Annotated in this window: 8 protein-coding genes; 7 read left to right on the plus strand and 1 reads right to left on the minus strand. The window is 68.3% G+C overall.

Going from position 1 to position 13583, the window contains the following annotated elements:
• The first annotated feature begins 9 nt into the window (after nt 1-9).
• The 7 genes from astA to NX778_RS23005 all read left to right on the plus strand — a co-directional run bounded on the left by astA (nt 10) and on the right by NX778_RS23005 (nt 12075).
• Nucleotides 10-1044, plus strand: coding sequence for an arginine N-succinyltransferase (gene astA / locus NX778_RS22975; RefSeq protein WP_258814133.1), 1035 nt, complete (start codon nt 10-12; stop codon nt 1042-1044).
• On the plus strand, nt 1037-2506 hold the full coding sequence (gene astD / locus NX778_RS22980) for a succinylglutamate-semialdehyde dehydrogenase (RefSeq protein WP_258814134.1): 1470 nt from the start codon (nt 1037-1039) through the stop codon (nt 2504-2506). The genes astA and astD overlap by 8 nt, the downstream gene beginning before the upstream one ends.
• 2 nt (nt 2507-2508) lie before the next feature.
• On the plus strand, nt 2509-3849 hold the full coding sequence (astB, locus tag NX778_RS22985) for an N-succinylarginine dihydrolase (protein WP_258814194.1): 1341 nt from the start codon (nt 2509-2511) through the stop codon (nt 3847-3849).
• A gap of 189 nt (nt 3850-4038) precedes the next feature.
• Nucleotides 4039-8733: an NAD-glutamate dehydrogenase domain-containing protein gene (locus tag NX778_RS22990; RefSeq protein WP_258814135.1), complete on the plus strand. Its 4695-nt coding sequence runs from the start codon at nt 4039-4041 to the stop codon at nt 8731-8733.
• A gap of 10 nt (nt 8734-8743) precedes the next feature.
• Nucleotides 8744-9736 (plus strand): succinylglutamate desuccinylase, encoded by a 993-nt coding sequence (locus tag NX778_RS22995; RefSeq protein WP_258814136.1) that lies wholly within the window; start codon nt 8744-8746, stop codon nt 9734-9736.
• A gap of 199 nt (nt 9737-9935) precedes the next feature.
• Nucleotides 9936-11051, plus strand: coding sequence for an NADH:flavin oxidoreductase/NADH oxidase (locus NX778_RS23000; protein WP_258814137.1), 1116 nt, complete (start codon nt 9936-9938; stop codon nt 11049-11051).
• Nucleotides 11052-11211: 160 nt separating this feature from the next.
• A complete protein-coding gene (locus NX778_RS23005; protein WP_258814138.1) occupies nt 11212-12075 on the plus strand; it encodes a head GIN domain-containing protein in 864 nt (287 codons plus the stop codon).
• Between the two features lie 117 nt (nt 12076-12192).
• On the opposite strand, the gene NX778_RS23010 is transcribed toward NX778_RS23005, so the two are convergent.
• Nucleotides 12193-13386, minus strand: a complete 1194-nt coding sequence (locus NX778_RS23010; RefSeq protein WP_258814139.1) for a globin domain-containing protein — start codon at nt 13384-13386, stop codon at nt 12193-12195.
• Nucleotides 13387-13583: the final 197 nt, after the last annotated feature.

The following is a 13583-nucleotide window of genomic DNA, read 5'->3' on the forward strand; positions in this document are numbered from 1 at the left end:
GGGAACACGATGCTCGTTATCCGTGCCATCCAAGCGCAAGACCTGGACGCCCTGATCGACATGGCGCGCCAGGTCGGCAGCGGCATGACCACCCTCAAGCCCGACCGCGAGATGCTGGGCGCGCGCGTCGACTGCGCGGTCGCCTCGTTCGCGCAGGCGATCCCGCCGGAAGAGCGCGACTACATGTTCGTGCTGGAGGACACCGAGGCCGGCGGCATCGTCGGCGTGTGCGCGATCAAGGGCGCGGTCGGCCTCACCGAGCCGTTCTACAACTACCGCATCGGCACCCTGGTGCACTCCAGCCGCGAACTGGGCGTGTTCACCCGCATGGAGACGCTGTACCTGTCGAACGACCTGACCGGCTCCACCGAACTGTGCTCGCTGTTCCTGCTGCCCGAGTATCGCAGCGGCTACAACGGCAAATGGTTGTCCAAGAGCCGCTTCCTGTTCATCGCGCAGTTCCAGCAGATGTTCACCGAGAAGATCATCGCGGAGATGCGCGGCTTCCAGGCCGACGACGGCACCAGCCCCTTCTACGAGGGCCTCGGCCGGCACTTCTTCAAGATGGACTTCAACCACGTCGACGGCCTGACCGCGCTCGGCAAGAAGTCCTTCATCGCCGAGCTGATGCCGCGCCAGCCGCTGTACGTGGCCTACCTGCCGCAAGATGCGCAGGACGTGATCGGCCAGGTGCATCGCTCGACCCTCCCGGCGCGCAAGCTGCTGGAGGCCGAAGGCATGCACTACGAAGGCTATATCGACATCTTCGACGCCGGCCCGGTGTTGCAGGGTCGCGTGGCCGAATTGCGCGCGGTGCGCGACAGCGTGCTGGCCATCGCCGAGGAAGGGCGCAGCGACGAGGACACCGACCACATGCTGGTCTCGAACACCAAGCTGGACGACTTCAGGATGGTGCTGGCGCGCGGCGTGCCCGGCGAGGCGCGCGTCACGCTCACCGCCCAGGAGCTGTCGCTGCTGCATTGCCAGGCGGGCGATCAGGTGCGCACGCTGGCGCTCAACGTTAGGAAGAACACGAATGGCTAATCTGTCGAACTACATCAAGGGCGAATGGCAGGCCGGCAGCGGCGCGCTGCTGGCGACGGTCGACCCGTCCACCGGCCGCCAGACCTGGACCAGCAATGAATCGACCGCGGACGACGTGGCGCGCGCCGCGCAGGCCGCGCACGACAAGTTCGAGGACTGGGCGCTCACGCCGCTGGAACAGCGCATCGCCATCTGCCAGCGCTTCCGCGACCTGCTGAAGGAGCACGCCGAGGAACTGGCCGCCATCATCGCGGAGGAAGTCGGCAAACCCCTGTGGGAAGCGCGCACCGAAGTGGCCACCATGGCCAACAAGATCGATATCTCGGTCGCTTCCTACAATGCGCGCACCGGCGAGAGCGCGGCCAAGGTTGCCGACGGCACCGCCGTGCTGCGCCACCGTCCGCACGGCGTGTTCGCCGTGTTCGGGCCGTACAACTTCCCGGGCCACCTCCCGAACGGGCACATCGTCCCGGCCCTCATTGCCGGCAACACGCTGGTGTTCAAGCCCAGTGAATACGCGCCGCGCACCGCCGTGAAGACCGTGCAGCTGTGGCAGCAGGCCGGCCTGCCCGCGGGTGTGCTCAACCTCGTCAACGGCGGCCGCGAAACCGGCGTGGCGCTGGGCCAGAATCCGCTGGTCGACGGCGTGCTGTTCACCGGCAGCAGCCAGACCGGCGCCGCGCTGCACCGCCAGTTCGCGGGCCAGACCGGCAAGCTGCTGGCGCTGGAGATGGGCGGGAACAATCCGCTGGTGGTGTGGGACGTGCAGGACATCGACGCCGCCGTGCACCATGCCGTCATGTCGGCCTTCATCTCGGCCGGCCAGCGCTGCACCTGCGCGCGCCGCCTGATCGTGCAGGACACGCCGCAGGGCCAGGCTTTCATCGAGCGCCTGGTCGAGGTGGCGGGCAAGCTGCAGGTCGGGCCGTCGAACGCCGAGCCGCAGCCGTTCATGGGCCCCGTGGTCTCGAGCGCCGTCGCCGCCAAGCTGGTCAAGGCGCAGGAAGCGATGGAAGAGAAGGGCGGCAAGGTGCTGCTGCGCATGCGCCAGCTGGACCCGGACACCGGCTTCGTCAGCGCCGGCATCGTCGACGTGACCGATGCGCAGGCGATTCCCGACGAGGAGTGGTTCGGCCCGCTGCTGCAGGTGATCCACGTGAAGGATTTCGACGCCGCGATCAAGGCGGCCAATGCTACCGAATTCGGCCTCGCCGCCGCGCTGCTGTCGCCGTCGGAAGAGCTGTGGAAGCGCTTCGCGGTGCGCGCCCGTGCCGGCATCGTCAACTGGAACCGCCCGACCACCGGCGCGGCCAGCTCGGCGCCCTTCGGCGGTGTCGGCAAGTCCGGCAACCATCGCCCGAGCGCCTATTACGCGGCCGACTACTGCGCCTATCCGGTCGCATCGATCGAGGCCGCCACCATCGAAATGCCGGCCAAGCTGTCGCCGGGACTGGTGTTCTGATGCTGGGCGCGCGCGAATTCAATTTCGACGGCCTGGTCGGCCCGTCGCACAACTACGCCGGGCTCTCGTTCGGCAACGTGGCCTCGTTCAGCAATGTGAGGAGCGCGTCGAATCCGCGCCAGGCCGCGTTGCAGGGCCTGGCCAAGATGCGCGCGCTGGCGGCGCGCGGCTTCGCGCAGGCGGTGCTGCCGCCGCAGGCGCGCCCCAACTTCCGGCTGCTGCGTCGCCTCGGCTTTTCCGGCACCGATGCCGACGTGCTGGCCCAGGCCTGGCGCGAGGCGCCCGTGATCCTGGCTTGCGCATATTCGGCGGCGCCGATGTGGACCGCCAACGCGGCCACCGTCAGCCCGTCCGCCGACACCCGCGACGGCCGCGTGCACTTCACCGCCGCCAACCTGAACAACAAGCTGCACCGCTCGGAAGAATATGCGCAGGCGACCCGCTCGCTGCGCGCGATCTTCGCCGATGCCAACCGCTTCGTGGTGCACGAGGCGCTGCCGCCGACGCCGGCTTTCGGCGACGAGGGCGCGGCCAACCACACCCGCCTGGCCAGCGCGCACGGCGCGGCGGGCGTCGAGTTCTTCGTCTACGGCCGCGCCGAGTTCGACCCGGCGGCGCCGAGTCCGAAGCGCTACCCGGCGCGCCAGACGCTGGAAGCGTCGCAGGCGATCGCGCGCCTGCACGGCCTTTCCCCGGCGCGCACCGTGTTCGCGCAGCAGAACCCGGAGGTGATCGACCAGGGCGTGTTCCACAACGACGTCATCGCGGTCGGTAACGGCAACGTGCTGTTCTATCACGAGCAGGCTTTCGCCGACGAGGCGGGCACGCTGGCCAGCCTGCGCACCGCGCTGGAAGACGTGGGCGCCGAGCTCGCGCCGATCCGCGTGGCCAGCGGCGAGGTGCCGGTTGCAGATGCCGTCGCCAGCTATCTGTTCAACAGCCAGCTGCTGTCCAAGCCGGACGGGAAGATGGCGCTGGTGGTGCCGCACGAATGCCGCGAGAACGCGGCCGTCTCCGCCTACCTCGGCCAGCTGGTGGCGAGCGGCGGTCCGGTCGACGAGCTGGTCGAATTCGACCTGCGCCAGAGCATGCGCAACGGCGGCGGACCGGCCTGCCTGCGCCTGCGCGTCGCGCTCACCGATGAAGAAGCGGCCGCCATGCACCAGGGCGTGGTGATGACCGAGACGCTGTACGCAAGCCTGGTGGCCTGGGTCGAGAAGCACTACCGCGACCGGATCGAGCCGAAGGACCTGGCCGACCCGCAGCTGGCGCTGGAATGCGCGGCCGCGCTGGAGGAACTGGAAGCGCTGCTTGGCCTGCCCGGCCTGTACGCGCCGGACTGAAAAGGATTCAACCCGTCCGTGCAAGGGGTGACCTGCCGCGCACGGCATGATCTAATAACGAACGAGGACGCTTCCGGGACAAGGAAGCCAGGGATTCGGACGGGCCAACCCCGTTCGCCGCACAGCCGAGGAGAGCAGGGCCACAAGCCCCAGCCCGCCCGGCGAATTACTTACGCTTTGGAGAAGCACATGAAAGACATGCCCCAAGACCTGCGCACCCAGACGCTCGCTCTGGTCAACGCAAACCAGCCTGCCGGCGCCGCCCAGGAAGTGCGCGCGCTGATCAGCGCCTGGATCGAATCGCTCGACGAAGAAGACCTGGCCGGCACCGCGCCGCAAAGCCTGGTCCCCGTGCTGTGGGAAGGCTTCACGCAGGCCGCCCAGCGCAAGGGCCACGGCTGCCAGATCGCGCAGATGCGCTATTCGGACGGGCGCGGGGGCATGGCCAGCGCGCTGCTGATCCTGAACGACGACATGCCCTACCTGGTCGACTCCTTCGTGATGGCGATGCGCCGCGAGCGCATCAGCGCCGCCGGCGTGATGAACGCCGTGCTGGCCGTGCGGCGCGACGCCAATGGCGTGGTGCAGGCGGTGGGCGAAGCCGGCGCGCCGCTCGAATCCTATGTCCTGTGCCTGCTGGCCGAAGACCTGCCGGCCGACGAGATGGACAAGCTGTCCGCGCGCATCCGCATGGTCGCCGGCGACGCGGCCACCGTGCACCGCGACGCGGTCGCCATGTCCGACCGCATGACCACCGTGGCCGCCGCGGCCGCCGCCAGCCCGGCGGGCCAGGAAGTGGCCGCCTTCCTCGAATGGGCCAAGAACGAAGGCTTCGAGCCCTTCGGCTACGCCTACTACACCGTGCCGCCGGGCGCGACCCAGCTCGAGCGCGACATCCCGAGCCGCATCGGCGTGCTGCAGGATACCGCGCACCCGGTGTACGGCAACTGCATCGCCAATATCCCGGGCGATGTCGAGACCCTGTCGAAATTCGCCGAGTCGCTGTCGGTGGTGAAGGCCGATACCGCCGGCACCCTGCACCGTGACCAGCCGCTCGACTTCGTCGGCGTGCGCAGCACCGACGCCCAGGGCAAGGTGCAGGGCCTGCACTGCTTCGTCGGCCTGTTCACGCGCGCCGTCACCGCCACCCCGCTGGCGCGCCTGCCGTTCGCGCGCGGCCGCGTGGCCAAGGTGCTGTCGATCGCCGGCGTGCGCCAGGAAGGCTTCCGCGCCGAGAAGTTCGTCGAGATCCTCGAATCGCTGCCGCGCACCGAGGCGCTGGAAGCCGATCCGGAATGGCTGGCGCAGGTGTGCAGCGCCGTGGTCTCGCTGTACAAGCAGCCGCGCCCGAAAGTGTTCGCGCGCCGCGACGTCTACGGCCGCCACCTGAACGTGCTGGTCTACCTGCCGCGCGAGCGCTTCTCCAACGCGGTCGCCGCGGCGCTGGCCCAGGCCCTGAAGGAAAGCTCCGGCGCGACCGAAGTGCGCTCGCAGAACCTGGTGGCCGACGGCCCGCTGGCGCGCGTCTACCTGACCGCGCACGCCGCCCGCTACCCGCTCGACCTCGAGACCGACATCCAGAAGCCGCTGCTGGCGGTGCTGGACGGCTGGCATGACCGTTTCGCCAGCCTGGTCAACACGCTGGACGACGCCGCCACCCGCAACGCGCTGCGCAAGCTGGTGCCGACCCTGCCGGTCGGCTACGTCACCTCCACCGCGCCGGACGTCGCCTTCCGCGACCTGCAGGCGGTGCTGAAGAACGGCCAGCCGAACCACGTCTCGGTGCGCATCGAGACCGACGCCCGCGAAGCTTCCGTGCGCCTGTACTCGGGCGCCACCGTGCCCTCGCTGTCGCGCATCATGCCGGCGCTGCACAATGCCGGCGTTGCCATCGACCGCGAGCAGACCTACGCCATCTTCACCGCCGACGGCGCCTGCCACTACGTGACCGCGCTGTTCGTTGATGCCGAGAGCGCGACCAACCTGGCCAAGCCGGGCATCGTGCCCGTGGCCGAGGAACTGTTCGGCGCCCTGTTCAACGGCGAAGCCGAGGACGGCCGCCTGAACGGCCTGACGGTGCTCGGCGGCCTGTCGATCCGCGAAGTGCAGCTGGTGCGCGCCTACATCAGCTACTGGCGCCAGGCCGGCAGCAAGTTCACCGTGCGCTACATGGCCGAGACCCTGCGCACCCATCCGCTGCTGGCGCGCCAGCTGGTCGACGGCGTCCTGCAGCGCTTTAACCCGGCCCTCACCGAGGCGCAGCGCATCGAGGGCACCGGCAAGCTGGAAGGCCTGAAGGCCGGCCTGGCTTCGGTCAACCACGCCGACACCGAGGAGATCTTTGCCTCGCTGGTCGACCTGGCGCTGGCCACCGTGCGCACCAACTACTTCCAGGCTGAAGCCGCGAACAGCGACAAGATCATCTTCAAGTTCGACACCAGCCACCTGTCGCTGGTGCCGGAACCGCGCCCGTACCGCGAGATCTACGTGTTCTCGCGCCGCTTCGAAGGCGTGCACCTGCGCGGCGGCCCGGTCGCCCGCGGCGGCCTGCGCTGGTCGGACCGCATGGAAGACTACCGCACCGAGGTGCTGGGCCTGGTGAAGGCGCAGATGGTGAAGAACGCGGTCATCGTGCCGGCCGGTTCCAAGGGCGGCTTCATCTGCAAGATGATGCCGAAGGATGCAGCGCGCGACGTGGTCGCGGCCGAAGGCGAGGCAGTCTACCGCCTGTTCATCTCCAGCCTGCTGGAAGTGACCGACAACCGCGTGCGCGGCGCCATCGTCCCGCCGGGCGACACCGTGCGCTACGACCAGGACGATCCGTACCTGGTGGTGGCCGCCGACAAGGGCACCGCGACCTTCTCCGACATCGCCAACGGCATCGCCGTCAAGCGCGGCTTCTGGCTAGGCGACGCCTTCGCGTCGGGCGGCTCGAACGGCTACGACCACAAGAAGATGGGCATCACCGCCAAGGGCGCGTTCGAAGCCGTCAAGCGCCACTTCTTCGAGATGGGCCACGATATGAACACCACTCCGCTGACCATGGTCGGCGTGGGCGACATGTCGGGCGACGTGTTCGGCAACGGCGTGCTGCTGTCGCGCAAACTGAAGCTGGTGGCAGCCTTCGACCACCGCCACATCTTCCTCGATCCGAACCCGGACTGCGAAGTCTCGTTCAAGGAACGCCAGCGCATGTTCGCGCTGCCGCGTTCGTCGTGGGAAGACTACGACAAGTCGCTGATCTCGCAGGGCGGCGGCGTGTTCCCGCGCTCGGCGCGCCACATCGAGCTGTCGCCGCAGGTGCGCGAGGTGCTGGACATCGCCGAGACCTCGCTCACGCCTGAAGAGCTGATGCACCGCATCCTGCTGGCGCCGGTCGACCTGTTCTACAACGGCGGCATCGGCACTTACATCAAGGCCTCGACCGAGACCCACGCACAGGTCAAGGACCGCGCCAACGACAATATCCGCGTGAGCGGCAATGAGCTGCGCTGCAAGGTCGTGGCCGAAGGCGGCAACCTGGGCGCGACCCAGGCCGGCCGTATCGAATTCGCGCTGGCGGGCGGCCGCATCTTCACCGATGCGATCGACAACTCGGCCGGCGTGGACTGCTCGGACCACGAGGTCAACGTCAAGATCTGGCTCGACACCGAAGTCAACGCCGGCGAACTGCCGGAAGGCGACCGCAACAACCTGCTGTTCGCGATGACCGACGACGTCGAGGAGCTGGTCCTGCGCGACAACAAGCTGCAGACCCACCTGCTGGTGCGCGAGGCGCAAGCGCAATCGAACGCCTCGGTGGTCGAAGCCTACGCGGCGCTGATCGCCAGCCTGGAAGCCGAGGGCGCGGTCTCGCGCGAGCTTGAGCAGCTGCCGAGCGAATCCGAGCTGGCGCGCCGCAAGGCGCTGGGCCAGGGCCTGACCACGCCGGAGCTGGCGGTGGTGGTCGCCAACGTCAAGAACCGCTTCAAGCGCATCCTCGGCACCCTGCCGCTGACCGCCGAGCCGTGGGCCCGCACCGTGCTGCGTCCGTACTTCCCGGCGCAGCTGGTCGCCACCCGCGATCCGCTGGCGCACCCGCTGGCCAACGCGATCCTGGCCACCGTGCTGGCCAACGAGGCGGTCAACCGCTGCGGTCCGCTGATGCTGCGCGACCTCGCCGCCGAGCACCGCGTCGACGAGCCGGAAGTCATCAAGGCCTTCGGCCGCGCCTGGGCCGCGCTGCAGCTGGCGCCGGTATTCGACGCGCTCGACGCCGACGCCCTGCACGTGCCGCGCGACGTCTCGGTGACGGTCGACGGCCGCACCCGTGCCATGCTGCGCGCGGTGATCGAAGGCGTGCTGTCGCTGCCGGCCGATGCCGACGGCATGCAGGAACTGGCGCAGCTGTTCGCGAACCCCAGCCAGGTGCGCGAGATGATGCCGTCCAAGCAGGAAGCCGACAGCCACGCCGGCCTGGCGCCGTCCTTCGCCCAGGCATGGAAGGCGGTCGACGCGATCGACTCGCTGGCCACCTTCCTGTTCGCAGCGGTCTCGGTGCAGCGTCCGGCGGGCATGTCGCTGCCGCAGTTCCTGCAGGTCGGCATGGCGCTGCGTTCGGCCGCCGGCATCGACAACCTGGAGCGCGGCCTGAAGCTGCCGGCCGTGAACAAGGCCCAGGAGCAGCTGCGCAACTACGCGGTGCAGGCCCTGCGCCGCACCCAGCAACGCCTGCTGATGCAGGTGCTGGAGCGCGCGAAAGGCGGCGATGCGCTGGCTGCCGTGAAGGCCGTCACGCAGGAGCGCGGCTTGACCGGCTATCCGCAGCAGACCGACATCGAGCAAGCCATGCTGCTGGTGTGGGCGCTGTCGGAAGGCACCAGCCCCGAGCGCATCGCGGCGTAAGGGCATGGGCATGCAGCCATCCAGCGCGCTGCCGGAAGCGGTGCGCGCCCTGGCCGAAGCGGACTTCGGCACGGTCGCGCAGCGTTTCCGTGACGCCGGCCTCGCGGTCGGGCTGCCCGCCAAGGGCATCCTGACCGTCAGGGCGGCCACGCCCGATCCGGCGCGGCCGGCGGTGCTGGTGTCGGTGGGCGTGCACGGCGACGAGACCGGGCCGATCGAAATGGTCGCGTACGCGGTCGAGGCGTTGTCGCGCGAGCCGCGGCTGCTGGCGGCGGACCTCATGCTGTGTGTCGGGAACATCGATGCGATCGCGGCCGGCAAGCGCTTTATCGACGCCGACCTCAATCGCATGTTCCGTTCCGAGCGCGGCGCCCTGGCGGGCACGGCGGAAGCGGTGCGGGCCGACGAGATGATCGCGGCAACGGCCGCCTTCTTCAATGCGGCGGGACCGGTGCGCTGGCACCTGGACCTGCACACCGCGATCCGCGCCTCGCACTACCCGACCTTCGCGGTAGTGCCGGAGCTGATTGCGGACGAGCGCAGGCAGGCCTTGATCGGCTGGCTGGGCGAGGCGGCGATCGGCGCGGTGATCATGAATCCCAAGTCGGCGGGCACCTACAGCTATCACACGGCGGAGCATCATGGCGCTGCCGGCAGCACGGTGGAGCTGGGGCGCATCGGGACGCTGGGGCAGAACGACCTGTCGCAGTTTGCCGATGTGTCGGCGGCGCTGGGCAGGCTGCTGCGCGGCGAGCCGGCCGCTGGCGGCAAGCAGCCGCATGTGTTCAAGGTGGCGCAGGAGATCATCAAGCTGTCGGATGGTTTCACGATGGCGTTCGGGCGCGAGACCCCGAACTTCGCCGCGCTCAAGCATGGCGATGTGATCGCGCGAGATGGTGATACTGTTTATACCGTTTTCCACGACGAAGAGCTGGTCGTGTTTCCAAACCCCGATGTGCGCGTCGGCCTGCGCGCCGGCCTGATGGTCGTCCGCGTCGCTTAAACGCACCCCCCTACATCTGAAACCGTCGTCCCCGCGCAGGCGGGGACCCATAGACCGCGTGTCGGGATGCTCAGCATGGGTTCCCGCCTGCGCGGGAACGACGGTTTCACTTTTGGTGGTTATTCATTGACGACACGTGCCGCTCCCGGCAAGGAATCTGGCTGCGCAGTAGACTAGCCGTTTTGTCACGGGAGTCTTCATGAGCAAGCTTTTCTCGCCAATCGCGCTGGGCCCACTGCAGCTGGCAAACCGCATCGCCATCGCGCCGATGTGCCAGTACTCGGCCGATCATGGCCTGGCGACCGACTGGCACATGATCCACCTCGGTCACCTGGCGCTGTCCGGCGCCGGCCTGCTCATCCTTGAAGCCACCGCCGTCACGCCTGAAGCGCGCATCTCGCCCGAGGACCTGGGCCTGTGGTCGGACGCCCACCAGGCCGCGCTCAAGCCCGTCATCGATGCGATCCGCCGCTACTCGCCGATCAAGATCGGCGTCCAGCTCGGCCACGCCGGCCGCAAGGCGTCGAGCGAGCTGCCGTGGAAGGGCGGCGCCAACCTGCCGCTGACCGATCCGCGCGGCTGGCAGACCGAGTCCGCCTCCGCGATCCCGCATGCGCCAGGCGAGACGGTGCCCACTGCGCTCGACAAGGAAGGCATCGAACGCATCAAGGCCAGCTTCGCGCAGGCCGCCCGCCGCGCGCATGCGCTGGGCCTGGACGCGATCGAACTGCACGGCGCCCACGGCTACCTGATCCACCAGTTCCTCTCGCCGCTGTCCAATCAGCGCACCGACGAATACGGCGGCTCGCTGGAAAACCGCATGCGCTTCGCCCTGGAGGTGTTCCAGGCGGTGCGCGCCGCGGCGCCGGCCGAGATGGCGGTGGGCATGCGCATCTCCGCCACCGACTGGGTCGAAGGCGGCTGGGAGCTGGAGCAGAGCAAGGTGCTGGCGCGCGAACTGGAAAAGCTGGGCTGCCAGTTCATCCACGTGTCCAGCGGCGGCCTGTCGCCTAAGCAGAAGATCCCGGTGGGGCCGGGCTACCAGATCGAGTTCGCGGCCGCGATCAAGGCCGCCTGCGGCATGCCGGTCATCGGCGTCGGCCTGATCACCGAGCCGACCCAGGCCGAGACCATCATCAGCTCGGGCCAGGCGGACATGGTGGCGCTGGCGCGCCAGATGCTGTACGACCCGCGCTGGCCGTGGCACGCCGCCGCCGAGCTGGCCGCCGAGGTAAGCGCGCCGCCGCAATACTGGCGCTCGCAGCCACGCCAGTTCAAGACCCTGTTCGGACCGACCACGCTCGGCCAGCGCTGACATGCATATTGCGTCGGGATGGCGGCAACCGGTCGCCGCCCGGCGCAGTTCATCATGCATTTTCTGCAGCTCGTCGCATCCGGCGCGCGGCAGCGGGGACGCCTTGCTAGAGTGCCATCATCGGCGCTCGACGCCAGCTCACAACAAGAAAAGGCTCCCCATGCGCACACTGGTTTCCATCGCCTGCCTCGCCATGCTCGGCGGGTGCGTCATGATCGTCGGTCCCGACGGTGATGGCGACGTTCACGTCCGTTCCGCCTTCAGCAGCGCCCCCGTTGTCGAAGGCAACGGCAATTACACGCGCGAAGTGCGCACCATCGGCAGCTTGCCGCAGCTGGCCGTCAACGGCTCGATGCAGGTCGACGTGCGCGTCGGCCCGGCGCCGTCGCTGGTGGTCGAAGCCGACTCCAACCTGCTGCCGCTGATCCGCACCGAGACCAGCGGCGACACGCTGCGCATTTCGGCTGACCGCATCCGAACCCGCAATCCGGTGCATATCGTTTATACGGTTCCGCGCCTGACCGGCGTGCAGGCCAACGGATCCGGACGCATCAATGTCGAAGGATTGAATGGCGCGCCGCTGCAGGCGCGCCTGAACGGATCGGGCGTGCTGGAACTGGCCGGCGACGTGGCACAGCTGGATGCGCAACTGAATGGCTCCGGGCGGCTGGAAGCGAACCGCCTGCGCGCCAGTGGCGCGGAGCTGAATTCGAACGGGTCTGGATATTTGTATGCCGGCGACCTGCGCGGCGAGCATGCCACCATCGGCGTGCATGGCTCGGGCAAGGTGCAGGCGCGCGGCGCGGTGCGTTACTTGACGGTGCACGTGACCGGTTCCGGCAGCGCCGACCTGGATGGCCTGGCCAGCGAGCGCGGCGACCTGTCGAGCACCGGCTCGGGCAGCCTGATGGCCAATGTGCGCCAGGACCTGATCGCATCGACCAGCGGCTCCGGCTCGGTGCGCGTGCGTGGCAATCCTCCGCAGCGCAGCATCAGCGGCCGGCATGTCGTGATGGTCGACTAAGCAGAATCGACAGCAGTTGGCCGGGCGTCCGCAATGTGCGTGCGCCCGGTTTTTTTGGTGCGCTGGATAAAAGCTACCGTCGTTCCCCCGTCCGCGGGAATGACGGTAACACTACATTTACAGCAAGTTGTCGAGCAGGTCCGGCCCGAACACTTCGCGGTGCAGGCGCGCGGCCGGGGCGCCGGCGGCGAGCAGGGCATCCCACTGCGCCTGCATGAAGCCCAGCGGGCCGCACATGTAGACATTGGTCTCCGACAGCGGCCACTTGGGCAGGCGCGCGAGGTCCATGCGCCCCGGCAGCACGCCCGCAGCATCACCCGGCTGCTCGTGGAAGGTCACCACATTCAGGTAGGGCATGCGCGCCTTGGCGGCGGCGATGTCGGCCTGGTGTGCATGGTGATCCGCATCGATCGCGGCGTGCGCGAAGATCACGCGGCGCTCCGGATTGATGGCGGCGATGCGGTTCAGCGCGGCGATCATCGGCGTGATGCCGACGCCGGCCGACAGCAGCACCACCGGGTCGATCGACTCGGTGTCCGGCGTGAATTCGCCGAACGGGTGGGTCAGCTGCAGCACGCTGCCGGCCTTCACATTCGCATGCAGCCAGTTCGACACTTCGCCGGCCGGCGCGTTGTCGTCGGCATCCTCGCGCTTGACCGAGATGCGCAGGCTGTCCTTGCCCGGCGCGTCCGACAGGCTGTATTGGCGCAGCTGGCGCCGGCCCGCGCCCAGGTCCACGGCCACGCTCACGTACTGGCCGGCCGCGAACGGCGGCAGCGCACCGCCATCTTCCGGCACCAGGCGGATCGACAGCACATTGGCGCTCTGGCGCTCCACTTCGGTCACGCGCATCGGACGCGTCTCGCCGGCGGCCACGCCGGCCACGCCGTACATCTCGGTTTCGGCGGCGATCAGGGCGTCCGCCAGCGCGCCATAGGCTTCGGCCCAGGCGGCGATCAGTTCCGGCGTCGCGGCCTCACCCAGCACTTCCTTGATCGCGCCCAGCAGGTGATGGCCGACGATGGGGTAGTGTGCCGGCGTGATGCCGACCGAGACGTGCTTGTGCACGATGCGCTTGACCACCGGCGCCAGCGCGCCGGCGTTGTCGATATTGGCGGCGTAGGCGAACACGGCGGAAGCGAGCGAGTGCTGCTGCTTGCCTGAAGCCTGGTTGCCCATGTTGAACAGATTGGTCAGTTCGGGGTGAGCCGCGAACATATTGCGGTAGAAAACGGTGGTGACGGCCAGGCCGTGTTCGCGCAGGACCGGCACGCTGGCGTCAATGTAAGGGCGGGATGCAGCAGAAATCATGAATGCGAATACCTCATATACATGCAAAATATTTGCATGTTTTAAAGCTGAAAAAAGCCCACTGGGTCATTGACAAGCGGGGCCGGGGAGCATTCTACCAAAATATGCCAAGCGCATGGATGTTTAAGGAAAGTTTTTTCTTCGCCGCACCCAATGCACCTATAATCCCGGCTTGGGTTTGTACCGCAAACCCGCAC

It is taken from the genome of Massilia terrae (assembly GCF_024753145.1).
Classification (GTDB): Bacteria; Pseudomonadota; Gammaproteobacteria; order Burkholderiales; family Burkholderiaceae_D; genus Telluria; species Telluria terrae.

Bases quoted from the DNA above. Each gene is read 5' to 3' on its own strand.
- astA (WP_258814133.1), top strand. From the start codon at position 10: ATGCTCGTTATCCGTGCCATCCAAGCGCAAGACCTGGACGCCCTGATC.
- astD (WP_258814134.1), top strand. From the start codon at position 1,037: ATGGCTAATCTGTCGAACTACATCAAGGGCGAATGGCAGGCCGGCAGC.
- NX778_RS22990 (WP_258814135.1), top strand. From the start codon at position 4,039: ATGAAAGACATGCCCCAAGACCTGCGCACCCAGACGCTCGCTCTGGTC.
- NX778_RS22995 (WP_258814136.1), top strand. From the start codon at position 8,744: ATGCAGCCATCCAGCGCGCTGCCGGAAGCGGTGCGCGCCCTGGCCGAA.
- NX778_RS23000 (WP_258814137.1), top strand. From the start codon at position 9,936: ATGAGCAAGCTTTTCTCGCCAATCGCGCTGGGCCCACTGCAGCTGGCA.
- NX778_RS23005 (WP_258814138.1), top strand. From the start codon at position 11,212: ATGCGCACACTGGTTTCCATCGCCTGCCTCGCCATGCTCGGCGGGTGC.
- NX778_RS23010 (WP_258814139.1), bottom strand. From the start codon at position 13,386: ATGATTTCTGCTGCATCCCGCCCTTACATTGACGCCAGCGTGCCGGTC.